General features: G+C 71.6%; 16 protein-coding genes. 7 read left to right on the forward strand and 9 right to left on the reverse strand.

All coding sequences use genetic code 11. The features are described 5' to 3' along the window. Positions 1-52 precede the first annotated feature (52 nt). The gene (locus ACZ7G3_RS11520; protein WP_470924896.1) at positions 53-1,060 is read right to left on the reverse strand and encodes a CopD family protein; all 1,008 of its coding nucleotides are present in this window, start codon (positions 1,058-1,060) and stop codon (positions 53-55) included. Positions 1,061-1,191: 131 nt separating this feature from the next. Then, entirely contained in the window at positions 1,192-2,586 is a 1,395-nt protein-coding gene (locus ACZ7G3_RS11525; RefSeq protein WP_470924898.1) for a CoA transferase, read from the reverse strand. Between the two features lie 386 nt (positions 2,587-2,972). Here ACZ7G3_RS11525 and ACZ7G3_RS11530 point away from each other — a divergent pair, with 386 nt between their 5' ends. After that, positions 2,973-3,122 (forward strand): hypothetical protein, encoded by a 150-nt coding sequence (locus ACZ7G3_RS11530; RefSeq protein WP_470924899.1) that lies wholly within the window; start codon positions 2,973-2,975, stop codon positions 3,120-3,122. An 87-nt stretch (positions 3,123-3,209) separates the two neighbouring features. Here ACZ7G3_RS11530 and ACZ7G3_RS11535 read toward each other — a convergent pair whose 3' ends face one another. Both ACZ7G3_RS11535 and ACZ7G3_RS11540 read right to left on the reverse strand, forming a co-directional pair. Continuing rightward, complete coding sequence (locus ACZ7G3_RS11535; protein ID WP_470924901.1) at positions 3,210-4,739, reverse strand: S8 family peptidase; 1,530 nt, start codon at positions 4,737-4,739, stop codon at positions 3,210-3,212. Between the two features lie 82 nt (positions 4,740-4,821). Beyond that, positions 4,822-6,396 (reverse strand): S8 family serine peptidase, encoded by a 1,575-nt coding sequence (locus ACZ7G3_RS11540; protein ID WP_470924903.1) that lies wholly within the window; start codon positions 6,394-6,396, stop codon positions 4,822-4,824. 264 nt (positions 6,397-6,660) lie between these two features. On the opposite strand from ACZ7G3_RS11540, the gene ACZ7G3_RS11545 reads away from it, so the two are divergent. From ACZ7G3_RS11545 to moaA, 3 genes are all read left to right on the forward strand, one after another. Then, positions 6,661-7,017: a DUF485 domain-containing protein gene (locus ACZ7G3_RS11545; protein ID WP_375922535.1), complete on the forward strand. Its 357-nt coding sequence runs from the start codon at positions 6,661-6,663 to the stop codon at positions 7,015-7,017. Further along, positions 7,014-8,648, forward strand: coding sequence for a solute symporter family protein (locus tag ACZ7G3_RS11550; RefSeq protein WP_426599487.1), 1,635 nt, complete (start codon positions 7,014-7,016; stop codon positions 8,646-8,648). Before ACZ7G3_RS11545 ends, ACZ7G3_RS11550 begins: the two co-directional genes overlap by 4 nt. 186 nt (positions 8,649-8,834) lie before the next feature. Further along, the gene (moaA, locus tag ACZ7G3_RS11555) at positions 8,835-9,824 is read left to right on the forward strand and encodes a GTP 3',8-cyclase MoaA (RefSeq protein ID WP_426599486.1); all 990 of its coding nucleotides are present in this window, start codon (positions 8,835-8,837) and stop codon (positions 9,822-9,824) included. A gap of 20 nt (positions 9,825-9,844) precedes the next feature. On the opposite strand, the gene ACZ7G3_RS11560 is transcribed toward moaA, so the two are convergent. After that, a complete protein-coding gene (locus tag ACZ7G3_RS11560; protein ID WP_470924904.1) occupies positions 9,845-10,078 on the reverse strand; it encodes a hypothetical protein in 234 nt (77 codons plus the stop codon). 279 nt (positions 10,079-10,357) lie between these two features. Beyond that, positions 10,358-10,756 carry a DUF3099 domain-containing protein gene (locus ACZ7G3_RS11565; protein WP_426599484.1) on the reverse strand — a complete coding sequence of 133 codons (399 nt, stop codon included), beginning with the start codon at positions 10,754-10,756 and terminating at the stop codon, positions 10,358-10,360. 260 nt (positions 10,757-11,016) lie between these two features. On the opposite strand from ACZ7G3_RS11565, the gene ACZ7G3_RS11570 reads away from it, so the two are divergent. Next, entirely contained in the window at positions 11,017-11,298 is a 282-nt protein-coding gene (locus ACZ7G3_RS11570) for a GlsB/YeaQ/YmgE family stress response membrane protein (RefSeq protein WP_361737914.1), read from the forward strand. Positions 11,299-11,407: 109 nt separating this feature from the next. Here the strand turns inward: ACZ7G3_RS11570 and tyrS are convergent, their stop codons facing one another. The 3 genes from tyrS to ACZ7G3_RS11585 form a co-directional block, all read right to left on the reverse strand. Continuing rightward, on the reverse strand, positions 11,408-12,676 hold the full coding sequence (tyrS, locus tag ACZ7G3_RS11575; protein ID WP_470924906.1) for a tyrosine--tRNA ligase: 1,269 nt from the start codon (positions 12,674-12,676) through the stop codon (positions 11,408-11,410). A 61-nt stretch (positions 12,677-12,737) separates the two neighbouring features. Then, a complete protein-coding gene (locus ACZ7G3_RS11580; RefSeq protein ID WP_426599482.1) occupies positions 12,738-14,132 on the reverse strand; it encodes a metallopeptidase TldD-related protein in 1,395 nt (464 codons plus the stop codon). An 82-nt stretch (positions 14,133-14,214) separates the two neighbouring features. After that, positions 14,215-15,738, reverse strand: coding sequence for a TldD/PmbA family protein (locus ACZ7G3_RS11585; protein ID WP_470924908.1), 1,524 nt, complete (start codon positions 15,736-15,738; stop codon positions 14,215-14,217). Positions 15,739-16,020: 282 nt separating this feature from the next. Between ACZ7G3_RS11585 and fabG the strand changes: the two genes are divergently transcribed. Continuing rightward, positions 16,021-16,725, forward strand: a complete 705-nt coding sequence (fabG, locus tag ACZ7G3_RS11590; RefSeq protein ID WP_470924910.1) for a 3-oxoacyl-[acyl-carrier-protein] reductase — start codon at positions 16,021-16,023, stop codon at positions 16,723-16,725. A gap of 5 nt (positions 16,726-16,730) precedes the next feature. Continuing rightward, entirely contained in the window at positions 16,731-17,498 is a 768-nt protein-coding gene (fabI, locus tag ACZ7G3_RS11595) for an enoyl-ACP reductase FabI (protein WP_426599479.1), read from the forward strand. Positions 17,499-17,546 lie beyond the last annotated feature (48 nt).

Consider the following 17,546-nt stretch of genomic DNA (forward strand, 5'->3'; position numbering starts at 1 on the left):
GGCCCTGACGGGCCGTGGCGCTGCCGGTCGTCCGGCAGGTCACGGACGAGGGTCACCACCGGATCGGTACCGGAAGGGCCGTCAGGAGTCCGGACACCGCGACCACCACGCCCAGGGCGACGACCTCCGCGCGCGCGGGGGAGCAGGCTGTCAGGGGGTCGGCCGCGCGGCTCAGCCGGATCCTGGCCCACAGGGCGAGGGCGGCGACGGCGGCCACGAGAATCACCTTGGCGAGCAGGACCCGCCCGTACGCCGTGTCCGTCAGCTGGTCCACGATCGTGCCCGGCGGCATCCGGCGCAGCGAACTGCCCACCCCGGTCGCCGTGATGGCCGCCAGCAGAACGGCCGCCACGCGCGCGTAGAGACCCAGCAGGGCCGGACCCGCCTCGGCGCCCCGCCACTGCCGCAGGGTCCGCAGCGCGTACAGCAGACCGCCCACCCACAGCGACGCACACGTCAGGTGGACGAGGGTCAGACCGGAGCCGATCAGCGGGCTGTACTCGGTCGTGGGGTGCGCGCGCAGCGCCTCCGCGACGACCACGGCGGCCAGCGGCCAGACCTGGAGGCCCGGCCGGCGCGAGGTGGCGCACAGGCCGGCCGCGAGGAACGCGTTGACCTCCAGGAGCGCGAGCTTGCCGTCACGGGACTCGTAGAGGCCGCCCACGTCGATGTCGGCGAAGCTGTCCGGCACCAGATTGCCCGTGGCCACGACCGACGCCAGACCGAGTGCCGCGACGAAGCCGGCGGCGGCGGCGTACGGCGACCAGCCGCGGGGCCGCTGAGCGGGAGCGTCGGGGAGCGACCGGGCCAGCCGGTTCACGAAGAGCTCGCCGATCGGCACGCTCAGCGCGGCGAAGAGCACCGTGCGCAGCAGTGCTATGCCGCCGGTGCCGGGCGCCGCGTCCTCCCCGGTGCCGTGCAGGGCGGGGGACGGGCCGAGGACGGGTATCAGGGCGGCCAGCACCACCAGCACGAGCACGGCCACGGTCCGGCCGGTACCGGAGGGCCGCGTGTGCCGTCCGGTGTCGGCGGTCCTGGACGGAGGTCTTGTCAAGGTCACCTCGAGATCTTCACCAGCTCCCCCAGAGCCGGGCAAGTTCCGGAAAACAACTGGCGCTCCGGCATTCCGTACATGAGGACGTTTTCGGCCGCCGTACGGTTCGGGGAGGCCGGGAAGGGATGAGGAACGCGTCACACCCACCGCGCGGTGTCCGCGCCGCACGGCCCCGGCGGCCGGGCCCAGTCGGCCGGGCCGCCCGTGAAGGACACCGGCGGCAGGGCGTACCGCAACCGCCCCAGTGGACTGTCCCGTTCGGCGAGCCAGGGCCCCGGACCCGGGTACGCCGCGTCGCCGGCACCGTCCGCGGCATCCGGCCGGATCCCGTCCGTCAGCCAGCAAGCGGTCCGCGCCAGCGCCACCCGGACGTACCGGCTGCCGCCCTCGTACGACCGCTCGGTCAGCGCCCGCAGCACCCCGGCCGCCAGCAGGTACCCGGTGCCGTGGTCGAGGGCCTGCGCGGGCAGCGCGCCCGGCCGCTCGGAGGTCCCCTCCACCGCGGCGATCCCGGTGGCCACCTGCACCAGGCTGTCGAAGCCGCGCCGCCCGGCCCACGGCCCGCGGGCGCCCCACGCCGACAACTGCGCCACGACCAGCCCCGGCCTGCGCGCGGCGAGCGCCTCGGGGGACAGCCCGAACCGGTCCAGCGCCCCCGGCCGGTACCCGGTGACGACGACGTCGGCCGCGCCGAGCAGTTCCTCGAACGTCCCGTGGCCGTGACCGCGCGACAGGTCCAGCGTCGCGGACCGCTTCCCGAAGCCGGTGTCGGCATGCTGGTCGGACAGCTCCGGCAGCCCCGGCGGGTCCACGCGCAGCACGTCCGCACCGAGCAGGGCGAGCGTGCGGGTGGCGACCGGCCCCGCGACGACCCGGGTCAGGTCCAGGACACGCAGCCCGGCGGCGGGCAGCAGGGGAGACGGCGGGGAGGACGCGGGGACCGACGACGGGCACGCGCGCGTGGGCGACGCGTCCAGCCGTCCCCGTTCCACCAGCGGCAGCCGCGCCACGGCCCCGCCCTGCCCGGACGCCGCCCACTGCTCGGGCGTCCGCAGCGCGACGGCCAGCCCGCCGGCCGCGTACACGGTCTCCTGGACCTCCCACGCGGACCGCCCGGCGAGCACCGACCCCACCGCGGCCACGTCCTCGGGCACGCCCAGCGCGCCGAGCAGCCGCTCCCGGTGATGCGGATAGTTCGCGTGCGTGCGCACCCACCCGTCGGCCGTCCGCCACAGCCGCGACAGCGGCGCGAACGACACCGGCTCCCGCCCGCCGACCCGCAGGTGCCGCTCACTGGTGAAGGCCGCGGCGACTGCCCCGTCGTCCACCCGCACCCCGGGCACCTCCCCGAGGCCGGCCCGCCGCGCCCCCAGCTCGGCGGCGGCCAGCGCACACGCGCCGACACAGGCCCTCGCCGACTCCCGCACCGGAAGCCGCGCGCCGAGCGCCCCACGGCGTACGACCTCCGACACCCGGGAGACCAGCGCGGGATCGCCGCCCAACGCCGACCACACCTGCTCGACACCTCTCATGGGAGGTACTGTGCGGGGTCGGCTCCGGCAGCACCAGAGGCGGCCGGCCACGCCAGCCGCACCTTCCTGCGCACGTCCGTGGGCCGCAGCTCCACCCCTGGGCGAGGGCAGCTTCGGCGACGTACCGCCCGCCCACACCACGGTGGTCGCGACGCGGTATCCCGCATTCCACGGGGGATTCCCCGCCCTCCGGGTCCGTCGCGCGGGTGGTCCAGTGGGCGGCCTTCCTGTCGACGCGCGCCCTGTAGTACTCGGCGTCGCCCTCGTGCCGCGGCTCCGGCCAGGTCACGCACCAGGAGCCCAGCCGCGCGATCGCGCCCAGGGTGTCGTCCACGAACCTCATGCAGCCGTCCCCGAAGCCCTCGCCGACCGCGGTGATCAGGTCGGTGAACAGACCCACCACGAAGAGCACGGCGGCGACGGCCGGCCACACCGCGCACAGCAGCGGGAAGAACACCAGGGTCGCGGCGAACCGCAGGGCCGACTGCCACCGCGGCCGGACCGGTTCGGGCATCCAGGTCTCGTATTCCTCGTGAACGCGCACGGCGCGCATCACGCCGGACGCCGGACGCCGGAAGCGGGCCGGGAGGCTGCCCCCGGCCCGCTCCACGCGCTCGTGCCGGTTACCGGGTCACCGCGTCCAGCGCGTCGGCCGTGCCCCAGCCGTAGAAGCCGTTGCGGTTCTTCGAGCCCTCGCACACCGCGTCGACCTTGCCGTCGCCGTCGATGTCGTACGGCTTGGTGCACGGCGTGGCGTCGGCCTGCGCGTACAGCAGGGCCTTCACCATGGCCGGGGAGGCGTACGGGTGCGTCGACTTGATCAGGGCGGCGACACCCGCGACGTGCGGCGACGCCATCGACGTACCGGCCATGTAGCCCCACCTGCCGCCGGGCAGCGTGCCCAGGATCAGACCGCTGGTGGCGGGCGGTGCCGGCGTCTGGTATGCCGTCGAGTCACCGCCGGGCGCGGCGATGTCGACGACACCGAGACCGTGGTTGGAGAAGGACGACTTGAGACCCTTCGCGCCGGTCGAGGCGACCGTCACGACGCCGGGCAGCTGGGTCGGGATGTCGAGGCACTCGGACGGGTCGACCACCCGGTCGCCGGGCGTGGTGTCGTTCGGCGAGGACGGGTCGGTGATCTCGTCGGCCGCGAGGTCGTAGTTCTCGTTGCCGGCCGCGGCGACGTTGACCGTGCCCTTGCGCTCCGCGTACTGCGAGGCGCGGGTGACGGCCTCCAGGAGCGCCTTCTGGTCCGGGTCGTCCTTGCAGTTGAAGTACCAGGGGTCGGTGTAGTAGCTGTTGTTGGTCACGTCGACGTCGTGCTCGGCCGCCCACATGAAGCCGCAGACCACGGCCTCGGTGTAGAAGAAGCCGTCCGGGTTGGACACCTTGATGCCGGAGACCTTCACCCCGGGCGCCACCCCGGTCATGCCGACGCCGTTCTTGGCGGCGGCTATCTCCCCCGCCACGTGCGTGCCGTGCGGGCTCTCCGCCGCGCTCGGCCGCCAGGCGCCGTCGCTGGTGTCCGGCTTGCCGGAGACGCAGTTGACGGAGGCGTCCCGGTCGAAGTTCGGGGCGATGTCCGGGTGGGTGTCGTCGACGCCGGTGTCGATGACGGCGACGGTCACCTTCTCGCTGCCCAGCGACTTCTCGTGCGCCTTGTCCGCCTTGATGGCGGGCAGGTCCCACTGGAGGGGCTGCAGCGGGTCCTGCCCCTCGACGGCCTCGGCCGCGGCGATCTCCTGGCTGCTGAGCACCTTCGGCGCGCCCGTGTCGGTCGTGGCGGCCGAGGGCAGCGGCGCCGTGCGGGTGGCACCGGCCGACTGCACGCCGCGCACCTTGCGGATGGTCTTGGCGAAGTCCGGGTTCGCGGAGTGGACGACGATCACGCCGATCCGGTCGTACGACGTCACGATCGTGCCGCCGGCCTTGGCTATCGCCCGCTTCACGTGCGCCGAGGGGCCGTGCCCCGGGCGGACGTTGACGACGTGGCTGAGGGACGACGACGTGCCGGCCGCGACCGCGGGAGAGGCCTGAGCGCTCTCCGCGGCGGAGGCCGGGACGCCCGGCAGGAACGCGAGGGACGCGGCCACGGCCATGCCGGCCGGGATCGCGAGCGCGCGGCGGTGACGCGGGTGGTGCGCTGTCATGTGCGATGTCTCCAGTTGTTTCGAGGAACTTCGTGAGCGTGACGGGGACACGGGAGCAGGCCTGCGGAGCCGGACGGGCGGATCACTTCACCGCGCGCAGCGCGTTGACGATGCCGAAGCCGTAGAAGCCGTTGACCCGCTTGCCGCCCTCGCACGTGGCGTCCTGCGTGCCGTCGCCGTCCTGGTCGTAGGAGGCCGGACAGCCGGGGTTGTCCGCCTGGGCCTTCAGCAGCCGCTGCAACTGCGCCGGGGACGCCCACGGGTGCTTCGACTTCAGCAGCGCGGCGACACCCGCGGCGTGCGGCGAGGCCATCGAGGTGCCCTGGAGCCAGGCGTACTCGTTGTTCGGCATGGTCGACAGGATGCGGCCGTTCTTCGACGGCGTGTCCGGGATCTGGTAGCGCGCGTCACCGCCCGGCGCCGCGATGTCGACGACACCGTTCCCGTACGTGGAGTAGTACGACTTCTCCTTGTCGACGCCCGTCGCGCTGACCGTCACGATGCCCGGCAGCTGGGTCGGCACGTCGAAGCACTCGTGCGGGTCGATGGTCCGCGTCACCGGAGTGGTGTCGTTCGGGCTGGAGTCGTCGACGATCGCGTCCGCGTCCAGGTCGTGGTTGGAGTTGCCCGCGGAGGCGAGGTGCAGGGTGCCCTTGCGCTGGGCGTACAACTGGGCCCGGTTGACCGCGTCGACGATCGCGCGCTGGTCGGGGTCGTCCATGCAGTTGTACAGCCAGGGGTCCACGTAATAGCTGTTGTTCGTGATCTCGACGCCGTGGTCGGCGGCGAACATGAACGCGCACACGACGTTCTCGGGGTAGAAGAGCCCGTTGTCCGGGTCGCTCACCTTGATGCTGGAGACCTTCACGCCCGGCGCGACACCGGCGACGCCGATGCCGTTGCGGGCGGCGGCTATCTCACCGGCCACGTGGGTGCCGTGGTAGTCGTCGGCGGTGTACGGCCGCCAGGCGCCCTCGCTGGTGTCCGCCTTGCCGCCCACGCAGTTGGCGGACTGCGAGGCGGAGAAGTTCGGGGCGAGGTCGGGGTGGGTGTCGTCGACGCCGGTGTCGATCACGGCGACGGTGACCCGGGAACTGCCCGGGTTGATCTTCGCTGCCTTGTCGGCGCCTATCGCGCGCAGGTCCCACTGGTCCGCTTCCAGCGGCTCGCCGGCCCCCGCGGCCTCGGACGCCTTCGAGGTCCTCGCGGCCTGCTCGTCGGTGAGCACCTGGGCGTCGCCCTGGTCCGTCGTCCCGGCGGCGGTCAGCGGCGCGGTGCGGGTCGCGCCCGCCGACTGCACCCCGCGCGCCTTCCGTATCCGCTCACCGAAGTCGGGGTTCGCCGAGTGGACGACGATCACGCCTATCTTCTGGTACGTCGCCACGACGCTGCCGTCGGCCTCGGCTATCGCGCGCTTCACCGACGCGATCGTGCGGTGGTCCGTCCTCGTGTTGACGACGTACGCCAGGCCGGGCGCGTCCCCGGACCGGTCGGCCCGCGCGGCCTGTGCGGCGGCGTCCGCCTGCGGGGCGGCCGAGGCGGCCGCCGGCAGGAAGCCGAGCGACGCGGTCAGCGACAGGACGACGGGTACGGCGAGGGCGAGTCGCCGTCTGGAACGCGAGGACCGCGACGAACGCGGCGAAGACAGATGATCCATGGGGTCTCCACATCATCCGGAAACGAAACCGGCCCGAGACACAGGTGGTGCTCGGGCAGGTACATGACGGAGTGGTGCAGGGCGAAGTTATCCCCCGCAGTCCCTGGCCAGCAATGACCCGCCACGGATGACTTCGGAAAGTGCTCCGGGTGTTGAACCGGTCCCCGTGGGGCGCCGTGTCGTTGGACAGGGAGCCCGAGCACGACCAGGCCCCTGTGAAACACCGAGGTCCAAGCCGTCATGTCCGTCGTACGAGGAGACTCCGTGGCCACCGACGCACCACCCCCCTCGAAAGAGGAACGCCCACTTCCCTCCGCCGAGGAGTTCTCCGAAGTGCAGCAGAGCGCTGAGTTCGCCGAACTGCGCCGCTCCTTCCGCTCCTTCGCCTTCCCGCTGACGATCGCCTTCGTCGCCTGGTACCTGCTGTACGTGCTGCTGTCGAACTACGCCGGCGGCTTCATGGGCACCAAGCTGTTCGGCAACATCAACGTCGCCTTCGTCTTCGGCATCGCCCAGTTCGTCACCACGTTCCTCATCGCCTGGTGGTACTCGCGGTACGCCGCCGCGAAGCTCGACCCCAAGGCCGAGGCCATCAAGTCCCGGATGGAGGGCGGCGCATGAGCCCCGCACAGACCGTTCTCGCCGCCGAACTCGCCGCCAACGAGGCCAGCGAGCACCGGCCGCTCATCATCACGCTCTTCGCGCTCTTCGTCGTCGCGACGCTCGGCATCACCGTCTGGGCGGGCCGCCAGACCAAGGACGCCGCCGACTTCTACGCGGGCGGCCGGTCGTTCAGCGCCTTCCAGAACGGCCTCGCCGTCTCCGGCGACTACATGTCCGCCGCTTCCTTCCTCGGCATCGCCGGCGCCATCGCCCTCTTCGGCTACGACGGCTTCCTCTACTCCATCGGCTTCCTGGTCGCCTGGCTGGTCGCCCTGCTCCTGGTGGCCGAGCCGCTGCGGAACTCCGGCCGCTACACGATGGGCGACGTCCTCGCGTACCGCATGCGCCAGCGCCCCGTGCGCACCGCCGCCGGCACCTCCACGATCGTCGTGTCGATCTTCTACCTGCTGGCCCAGATGGCGGGCGCGGGCATCCTCGTCTCGCTGCTGCTCGGCATCACCTCCGACGCGGGCAAGATCCTCATCGTCGCCCTCGTCGGTCTCCTGATGATCGTGTACGTCTCCATCGGCGGCATGAAGGGCACCACCTGGGTCCAGATGGTCAAGGCCGTGCTGCTGATCGGCGGCACCATCCTGATCACCTTCCTGGTGCTGCTGAAGTTCAACTTCAACATCTCCGACCTGCTCGGCACCGCCGCCGAGAACAGCGGCAAGGGCGCCGCCTTCCTGGAGCCCGGCCTCCAGTACGGTGCCAGCGGCACCACCAAGCTCGACTTCATCTCCCTGGGCATCGCCCTGGTGCTCGGCACGGCCGGCCTGCCGCACATCCTGATCCGCTTCTACACGGTGCCCAACGCCAAGGCCGCCCGTAAGTCCGTGAACTGGGCCATCGGCATCATCGGCGCCTTCTACCTGATGACCATCGCGCTCGGCTTCGGCGCCGCCGCGCTCATCGGGCCGAAGGAGATCATCGAGTCCAACCCGTCCGGCAACACGGCCGCACCGCTGCTCGCCCTGCACGTGGGCGGCGTCGACTCGGCGTGGGGCGCGATCCTGCTCGCCACGATCTCCGCGGTGGCGTTCGCGACCATCCTCGCCGTGGTCGCCGGCCTCACCCTCGCCTCGTCCTCGTCCTTCGCGCACGACATCTACGCCAACGTCATCCGCAAGGGCCAGGCCACCGAGAAGGAGGAGATGCGGGCGGCCCGCTGGGCCACCGTCTTCATCGGCATCGTCTCCATCGCGCTCGGCGCCCTCGCCCGCGACCTGAACGTGGCCGGCCTGGTCGCCCTGGCCTTCGCGGTCGCCGCCTCCGCGAACCTGCCGACGATCCTCTACAGCCTGTTCTGGAAGCGGTTCACCACCCAGGGCGCCCTGTGGTCGATCTACGGCGGTCTGATCGTCGCCGTCGGCCTGGTGCTGTTCTCGCCCGTGGTCTCCGGCGACCCGAAGGCCATGTTCCCGGACGTCGACTTCGCCTGGTTCCCGCTGAAGAACCCGGGCATCATCTCCATCCCGTTCGGCTTCCTCATGGGCTGGCTCGGCACGATCCTGTCCAAGGAGAAGGCCAACGAGGCGAAGTACGCGGAGCTGGAGGTCCGGTCCCTGACCGGCACCGGAGCGCACTGAGCCACGCACGGGCCCCGCACCGGGCCACCGCGGCCGCGGCCGCGTCGTAGATCTCTACGACGCGGCCGCGTCGCACGTCGTGGGATCCGGGCCGCTGTCGATGTCGGACCGGTCACGTAGGCTCGCAGATGTCGGAGGAGAGAAGTGGAAGGGCTCCGCCGATCCGCGTCGAGGGAGGGGGCCCACGTGCTCATCGACACCTACGGCCGAGTGGCCACCGACCTGAGGGTCTCGCTGACCGACCGCTGCAACCTGCGCTGCACCTACTGCATGCCCGAAGAGGGCCTGCAGTGGCTGGCCAAGCCCGACCTGCTCACGGACGACGAGATCGTCCGCCTCATCGGCATCGCCGTCACCTCCCTCGGTATCGAGGAGGTCCGCTTCACCGGCGGCGAGCCCCTGCTGCGCCCCGGCCTGGCCGGCATCGTCGAGCGCGTCGCCGCCCTGGAGCCGCGCCCCCGGATGTCCCTCACCACCAACGGCATCGGCCTGCGCCGCACGGCACCGGCCCTGAAGGCCGCGGGCCTGGACCGGGTCAACGTCTCGCTGGACACCCTGCGCCCGGACGTCTTCAAGACCCTCACCCGCCGGGACCGCCACAAGGACGTCCTGGAGGGCCTGGCAGCCGCCCGCGAGGCCGGGCTGACGCCGGTCAAGGTGAACTCGGTCCTGATGCCGGGGCTCAATGACGACGAGGCCCCCGACCTGCTGGCCTGGGCCGTCGAGCACGACTACGAGCTGCGCTTCATCGAGCAGATGCCGCTGGACGCCCAGCACGGCTGGAAGCGCGAAGGCATGATCACCGCCGGTGACATCCTCGCCTCCCTGCGCACCCGTTTCGAGCTGACCGCCGAGGGCTCCGAGGAGCGCGGCTCGGCCCCCGCCGAGCGCTGGCTCGTGGACGGCGGCCCGCACCGCGTCGGCGTCATCGCCTCCGTCACCCGCCCGTTCTGCTCGGCCTGCGACCGCACCCGCCTGACCGCCGACGGCCAGGTGCGCACCTGTCTCTTCGCCCGCGAGGAGACCGACCTGCGCGCCGCCCTGCGCTCCGACGCCCCCGACGAGGAGATCGCCCGCATCTGGCGACTGGCCATGTGGGGCAAGAAGGCCGGCGCCGGCCTCGACGATCCGGCCTTCGTCCAGCCCGACCGGCCGATGTCGGCGATCGGAGGCTAGGACGGGCTCCTAGGACGGGCTCACGGCAGTTCCCGCGGACCGGCGGAGGCTTCCCAGTCGGCCAGCGGGACCACGTCCTTCAGGAAGCCCCGCACGTCGAGGAACCGGGACAGATGCTCCCGGTGCTCGTCGCACGCGATCCACGTCTTGCGGCGCTCCGGCGTGTGGATCTTCGGGTTGTTCCATGCCAGCACCCACCCGGCGGCGGCGCGGCAGCCCTTGGCGGAGCAGATCGGGGTGGTTTCGTCACTCACAGCTTCGTCTCACAACTACCGGAAACAACTACGGAACAACCGGGGGACCAACCGCGGGAGCGACCGCGTCACCACCACGGAACATGCATGAAAAAGGCGACGCCGAGCAGCCACGGGGGGAGCTGCCCGGCGTCGGTCCGTCGCTCCGACGGGGGATGCGGAGCGAGTACGAAGTATGTCACGGGTCACCCATGACCCGGCACCGGAACAACACGATTCATCAGAGCATTTCTTCGGTCTGGCGCGGAATCGACGTTCGCCTCCGGGAGCGTCCCGCGGTCACGTCCGGCCGCGCGGCTCACCCGCCGTGCCCGCCGCCGGACCGGGCACGGCGTCCTCCGGGACGGATTCCGCCGAGCCGTCGTCGGCACGCGGCGGCATGATCATCGGCGGCGTCGGCGCCGTCACGAACGTCGACGGCAACGATGGCGCGTTCTCACGCCCGGCGTTCGCGATCACGACCGCGATGTACGGCAGGACCACCCCGAGGACCAGGGCCACGATCGCGACGTGCCGTTCCACGTTCCAGAGACAGGCCGCGAGGACCACCGACACCGTACGGACCGACATCGAGATGATGTAGCGGCGCTGCCGCCCGCGCACGTCCTCCTGGAGGCCCGTCCGGGCTCCGGTGATCCGGAACACCTCGGCACTGCCGCCGGCACTCTGCTTCCGCATCTGGTTCCACCATCCGCCCGCATCGGACTCTCCCCGCCCCGCTCCCGTCCGCGGCCGCTCGGGGACACCGGTCCCGGACAGCTCTCACGTTACGCCGCACCTGCGCCGCTTACGAGACCGGGGCACCCCGGGACCGCGCACCCGGCATGCGCCGCGCTCCGTAGTCCGGTACCCCGTTCGGCCGTACCCGGCATGCGCCGTACGCGGTACGGCCGAAGACTGGCGGAAATGCTCGCGTAGAGCCGTATGAGGAGGCAGGCATGGGCTGGTTGTGGGCGATCATCGTCGGATTCGTGCTCGGTCTGATAGCCAAGGCGATCATTCCCGGGAAGCAGCACAGCCCCCTGTGGCTGACCACCATCTTCGGCATGCTCGGCGCCATCGCGGGCAACGCGATCGCGCGGGCGGCCGGCGTGGACGCGACCTCCGGCATCGACTGGTGGCGGCACGTCTTCCAGCTGGTGGCCGCGATCGTCATCGTCGCCGTGGGCGACGCGATCTACATGGCGGTGCGGGGCAACAAGCGGCGCGAACGGGCCTGACGCCCCGCACGGTCCCCGCACGACGGGGGAAGGGGCGGCCTCCGGCAAGCCGCAGGGCACCGGAAACCGCCCCTCCCGCACCCCACCGGGGCGAGGGCCGTAGGCACGCTCAGGCGCCGGTGACCTCCACCGCGGCCAGGTTCTTCTTGCCGCGGCGCAGCACCAGCCAGCGCCCGTGCAGCAGGTCCTCCCGGGCCGGCACGGCGTCCTCGCCGGTGACCTTGGCGTTGTTCACGTAGGCGCCGCCCTCCTTGACCGTGCGGCGCGCGGCGGACTTGCTGGCGACCAGGCCGACCTCGGCGAACAGGTCCACGACCGGTCCCAGCTCGGTGACCTCGACGTGCGGCAGCTCGGAGAGGGCCGCGGCCAGCGTCCGGTCGTCCAGCTCCGCCAGGTCGCCCTGGCCGAAGAGGGCCTTGGACGCGGCGATCACGGCGGCCGTCTGGTCGGCGCCGTGCACCAGCGTGGTCAGCTCCTCGGCCAGCGCGCGCTGCGCGGCCCGGGCCTGCGGACGCTCCTCGGTCTGCCGCTCCAGCTCCTCCAGCTCCTCGCGGGAGCGGAAGGACAGGATGCGCATGTACTTCGAGATGTCCCGGTCGTCCGCGTTCAGCCAGAACTGGTAGAACGCGTACGGCGTGGTCATCTCCGGGTCCAGCCAGACGGCGCCGCCCTCGGTCTTGCCGAACTTGGTGCCGTCCGCCTTGGTCATCAGCGGTGTCGCGTAGGCGTGCGCGGTGGCGTCCGGCTCCAGGCGGTGCAGCAGGTCCAGGCCGGCCGTGAGGTTGCCCCACTGGTCGCTGCCGCCCTGCTGCATCGTGCAGCCGTACCTCCGGTAGAGCTGGAGGAAGTCCATCGCCTGGAGCAGCTGGTAGCTGAACTCCGTGTAGCTGATGCCCTCGGAGGACTCCAGCCGCCGGGCGACGGAGTCCTTGGTCAGCATCTTGTTGACCCGGAAGTGCTTGCCGATGTCCCGCAGGAACTCGATCGCCGACAGGCCCTCGGTCCAGTCGAGGTTGTTGACCATCAGGGCCGCGTTCTCACCCTCGAAGGACAGGAACGGCTCGATCTGGCCGCGCAGCCGCTCCACCCAGCCCGCGACGGTCTCCGGCGGGTTCAGCGTGCGCTCCGCGGTCGGACGCGGGTCGCCGATCTGACCCGTGGCCCCGCCGACCAGCGCCAGCGGCCGGTGACCGGCCTGCTGGAGCCGGCGCACGGTGAGCACCTGCACCAGGTGCCCCACGTGCAGGGACGGCGCGGTCGGGTCGAAACCGCAATAGAACGTGACGGGACCGTCCGCGAGCGCCTTGCGCAAGGCGTCCTCGTCGGTGGACTGGGCGAACAGCCCACGCCACTTCAGCTCGTCGACGATGTCCGTCACGGTTCTCGTGTCTCCTACATGATCATGATCTTCGGCAGTCGGGTGACAGCCGCCTACGAGGTTATACGCCCTGGCTGACAGAGCTCATATTGAAATCGGGGACGCGCAGCGCCGGCATCGCGGCCCTGGTGAACCAGTCGCCCCACTCCCTGGGCAGCGTCTTCTCCGTGCGCCCGGCCTCCGCGGCCCGGCCCAGCAGATCCACCGGCGACTCGTTGAACCGGAAGTTGTTCACCTCGCCGACGACCTCGCCGTTCTCGACGAGATAGACGCCGTCCCGGGTGAGCCCGGTCAGCAGCAGCGTCGCCGGGTCGACCTCACGGATGTACCAGAGGCAGGTCAGCAGCAGCCCGCGCCCGGTGGACGCGACCATCTCCTCCAGGGAGCGGTCGGTGCCGCCGTCCAGGACCAGGTTGCCGATCGCGGGCGCCACCGGCAGCCCGGTCAGCCCGGCGCTGTGCCGGGTGGTCGTCAGCCGGTGCAGCTCGCCCGCGCGGATCCAGTCGGTCGCCGCCACCGGCAGCCCGTTGTCGAACACCGACTGGTCGCCGCCCGAGGAGTGCGCGACCACGAAGGGCGCGCACTCCAGGCCCGGCTCGTGCGGATCGCTGCGCAGGGTCAGCGGCAGCTCGCCGAGCCGCTCGCCGACGCGCGTGCCGCCGCCCGGCTTCGAGAACACCGTGCGCCCCTCGGCCGCGTCCCGCCCCGACGCCGACCAGAACTGGTAGATCAGCAGGTCCGCGACCGCGGTCGGCGGCAGCAGCGTCTCGTACCGGCCCGCGGGCAGCTCCACCCGCCGCTCGGCCCAGCCGAGCCGTACGGCCAGCTCGGCGTCGAGCGCCGCCGGGTCGACGTCCTTGAAGTCCCGTGTGGAGCGTCCCGCCCACGCCGACCGGGTGCGGTCCGGCGACTTGGCGTTCAGCTCCAGCGTGCCGTTCGGCTGGTCGTGCCGCAGCCGCAGCCCCGTCGACGTACCCACGTACGTCGACGTCAGCTCGTGGTTGGCGAAGCCGTACAGCTCCCGCCCGCCCGCCCGCGCGCGGGCGAACGCCTCACCGAGGGCCGGCGCGAAGTCGGCGAACACGGCCGACGAGGTCTCGGCGGGCGCGTCGGTGAAGTCGGGCGAGGAGGGCACGCCCGTGACCAGCGGCTGCGCGTCCTCGGCCGGTCCGGCGCCGCGTGCGGCGGCCTCGGCGGCGCGCACCAGGGGCTCGAGCTCGTCCACGGTCACCGCCGAGCGCGACACGACCCCGGAGGCCGTGCCCTCCCGCCCGTCCACGGTGGCGACGACGGTGAGGGTGCGCCCGCGCGTGACGCCGTTGGTGGTGAGGGCGTTGCCCGCCCAGCGCAGGTTGGCGGTGGACTCCTCGTCGGCGATGACGACACATCCGTCCGCCCGGGACAGCTCCAGCGCCCGCTCGACGATCTCGTGCGGCTTGCTCGTGAGCGCGCTCATCGACCGGCCTCCTGGGTGGTGTTGAGACTGTGCTGTCCCGGGGGGCGACCCCCGGACCCCCGGCCGAAGCTCGTGGCGCCGCTCATCGACCGGCCTCCTGGGTGGTGTTGAGGATGTTGACTCCCTTGAAGAGGGCGGACGGGCAGCCGTGCGACACGGCCGCGACCTGCCCCGGCTGGGCCTTGCCGCAGTTGAAGGCACCGCCCAGGACGTACGTCTGAGGGCCGCCGACGGCCGCCATGGACCCCCAGAAATCGGTGGTCGTCGCCTGGTAGGCCACGTCCCGCAGCTGACCGGCGAGCCGCCCGTTCTCGATGCGGAAGAACCGCTGCCCGGTGAACTGGAAGTTGTGGCGTTGCATGTCGATGGACCAGGACCGGTCACCGACGACGTAGATCCCGCGCTCCACGCCCCCGATCAGGTCCTCGGTGGACAGCCCGCCGGGATCCGGCCGCAGCGACACGTTGGCCATGCGCTGCACGGGCACATGGGCGGGGGAGTCGGCGTACGCGCACCCGTTGGACCGCTCGAACCCGGTGAGCTTCGCGATCCGCCGGTCCAGCTGGTAGCCCACCAGCGTGCCGTCCTTCACCAGGTCCCAGGACTGCCCCTCGACGCCCTCGTCGTCGTACCCGATGGTCGCCAGGCCGTGCTCGGCGGTGCGGTCGCCGGTGACGTTCATCAGCTCGGAGCCGTAGCGCAGCTTGCCGAGCTGGTCGAAGGTGGCGAAGGAGGTGCCGGCGTAGGCGGCCTCGTAGCCGAGGGCGCGGTCGAGCTCGGTGGCGTGTCCGATGGACTCGTGGATGGTCAGCCAGAGGTTGGACGGGTCGACGACCAGGTCGTACAGGCCCGCCTCGACGCTCGGCGCCCGCATCTTCTCGGCCAGCAGCTCCGGGATCTCGGCCAGTTCGGCGTCCCAGTCCCAGCCGGTGCCGGTCAGGTACTCCCAGCCGCGACCGGCGGGCGGCGCGAGGGTGCGCATGGAGTCGAACTCGCCGCTGGAGCCGTCCACCGAAACGGCGGTGAGCACCGGGTGCAGCCGTACCCGCTGCTGCGTGGTCACGGTCCCGGCGGTGTCGGCGTAGAACTTGTTCTCGTGCACGGTGAGCAGCGAGGCGTCGACGTGGTCGACCCCGTCGGCCGCCAGCAGCCGCGCGCTCCAGTCGGCCAGCAGGGCCGACTTCTCGGCGTCGGGCACGGTGAAGGGGTCGACCTCGTACGACGAGACCCACGTCCGGTCGGCGTGCACGGGCTCGTCGGCCAGCTCCACCCGCTCGTCCGACCCGGCAGCCTTGATCACCTGTGCGGACAGCTTCGCCATCGCCACCGCCTGCGAGGCGACCTTGGCGGCGGCGTCCATGGTGAGGTCCACACCGGACGCGAAGCCCCACGTACCGCCGTGCACCACGCGCACCGCGTACCCGAGGTCGGTGGTGTCCGAGGACCCGGCGGGCTTGGCGTCCCTGAGGCGCCAGGCGGAGTTGCGCACCCGCTCCAGGCGGAAGTCCGCGTGCTCGGCGCCGAGCGCACGCGCGCGGGCGAGGGCGGCGTCGGCGAGGGCGCGCAGGGGAAGTGCAAGGAATGACTGATCGACCTCGTGGGCCACGAACGGCCTCCCTTGAGTCATGGTGAGCGGGACATGCTTGTCCCGCAGTGAATCATGGGGCGTCGGCACCGGGCCGGGCCAATGGATTCACGTCCGGCATGGAGGGCGGAAACCCGGGCCCCTTCTGTAGGGACCCGACAGTCAGCCCCGTAAGCCACTGTGGGTGCCCGAGTCTTTGCGCAGGGGTGGGGACCGATAGGTTTTCGAGGAAGCCGCCTGTCAACGCCGCCCGTCAACCGGGTGCTCGGGCGGGTACCAGACCGCTATCGAAAGGGTGATCCGTTGAGCCGCTCGGTTCTCGTCACCGGAGGCAACCGGGGCATCGGCCTCGCCATCGCCCGCGCTTTCGCCGACGCCGGCGACAAGGTCGCGATCACGTACCGCTCGGGTGAGCCCCCCGAGGGTTTCCTCGCCGTCAAGTGCGACATCACCGACAGCGAGCAGGTGGAGCAGGCCTACAAGGAGATCGAGGAGACCCACGGTCCCGTCGAGGTCCTGGTCGCCAACGCCGGCATCACCAAGGACCAGCTCCTGATGCGGATGTCCGAAGAGGACTTCACCTCCGTCATCGACACCAACCTCACCGGCACCTTCCGCGTCGTCAAGCGCGCCAACCGCGGCATGCTGCGGGCCAAGAAGGGCCGTGTCGTGCTCATCTCGTCGGTGGTCGGGCTCCTCGGCTCCGCGGGGCAGGCGAACTACGCCGCCTCCAAGGCCGCGCTGGTCGGCTTCGCGCGCTCCCTCGCCCGTGAGCTGGGCTCGCGCAACATCACCTTCAACGTCGTCGCGCCCGGTTTCGTCGACACCGACATGACCCGGGAGCTCACCGAGGAGCAGCAGACGAAGATCCTCGCGCAGGTGCCGCTCGCCCGGTACGCGCAGGTGGAGGAGATCGCCGCGACGGTGCGGTTCCTCGCCTCGGAGGACGCCTCGTACATCACTGGAGCCGTCATCCCCGTTGACGGCGGACTGGGAATGGGTCACTGATCACCATGAGCGGAATTCTCGAGGGCAAGCGCGTCCTGATCACCGGTGTGCTGACGGAGGCCTCCATCGCCTTCCACACCGCCAAGCTGGCCCAGGAGCAGGGCGCCGAGGTCATCCTGACCGCGTTCCCGCGGCCCACGCTGACCGAGCGCATCGCCAAGAAGCTGCCCAAGCCCGCCAAGGTCATCGAGCTGGACGTCACCAACGACGAGCACCTCGGACGCCTGGCCGACGTCGTCGGCGAGGAGCTGGGCGGCCTCGACGGCGTCGTCCACTCGATCGGCTTCGCCCCGCAGGACGCGCTCGGCGGCAACTTCCTGAACACGCCGTTCGAGTCGGTCGCCACCGCCATGCACGTCTCGGCGTACTCCCTGAAGTCGCTGACCATGGCCTGCCTGCCGCTGATGCAGAACGGCGGCTCGGTCGTCGGCCTCACCTTCGACGCGCAGTTCGCCTGGCCGCAGTACGACTGGATGGGCCCGGCCAAGGCCGCGCTGGAGGCCACCAGCCGTTACATGGCCCGTGACCTGGGCAAGCAGAACATCCGCTGCAACCTGGTCTCGGCGGGCCCGCTCGGCTCCATGGCCGCCAAGTCCATCCCGGGCTTCAGCGACCTGGCCGCCGTGTGGGACAGCCGTTCCCCGCTGGAGTGGGACCTGAAGGACCCGGAGCCCGCCGGCCGCGGTGTCGTCGCGCTGCTGAGCGACTGGTTCCCGAAGACCACGGGCGAGATCGTCCACGTCGACGGCGGTCTGCACGCCATCGGCGCCTGACCGGTCGTCCCTCCGGGGCCCGCATCCACCAGGGTGCGGGCCCTTGGC

The sequence above is a fragment of the Streptomyces sp. NPDC037271 genome (genome assembly GCF_055603605.1).

Coding starts and splice junctions, on each gene's coding strand:
- ACZ7G3_RS11535 (WP_470924901.1), bottom strand. CDS start 4,739: ATGACAGCGCACCACCCGCGTCACCGCCGCGCGCTCGCGATCCCGGCC.
- ACZ7G3_RS11525 (WP_470924898.1), bottom strand. CDS start 2,586: ATGAGAGGTGTCGAGCAGGTGTGGTCGGCGTTGGGCGGCGATCCCGCG.
- ACZ7G3_RS11540 (WP_470924903.1), bottom strand. CDS start 6,396: ATGGATCATCTGTCTTCGCCGCGTTCGTCGCGGTCCTCGCGTTCCAGA.
- fabI (WP_426599479.1), top strand. CDS start 16,731: ATGAGCGGAATTCTCGAGGGCAAGCGCGTCCTGATCACCGGTGTGCTG.
- ACZ7G3_RS11565 (WP_426599484.1), bottom strand. CDS start 10,756: ATGCGGAAGCAGAGTGCCGGCGGCAGTGCCGAGGTGTTCCGGATCACC.
- ACZ7G3_RS11550 (WP_426599487.1), top strand. CDS start 7,014: ATGAGCCCCGCACAGACCGTTCTCGCCGCCGAACTCGCCGCCAACGAG.
- ACZ7G3_RS11580 (WP_426599482.1), bottom strand. CDS start 14,132: ATGAGCGCGCTCACGAGCAAGCCGCACGAGATCGTCGAGCGGGCGCTG.
- ACZ7G3_RS11570 (WP_361737914.1), top strand. CDS start 11,017: ATGGGCTGGTTGTGGGCGATCATCGTCGGATTCGTGCTCGGTCTGATA.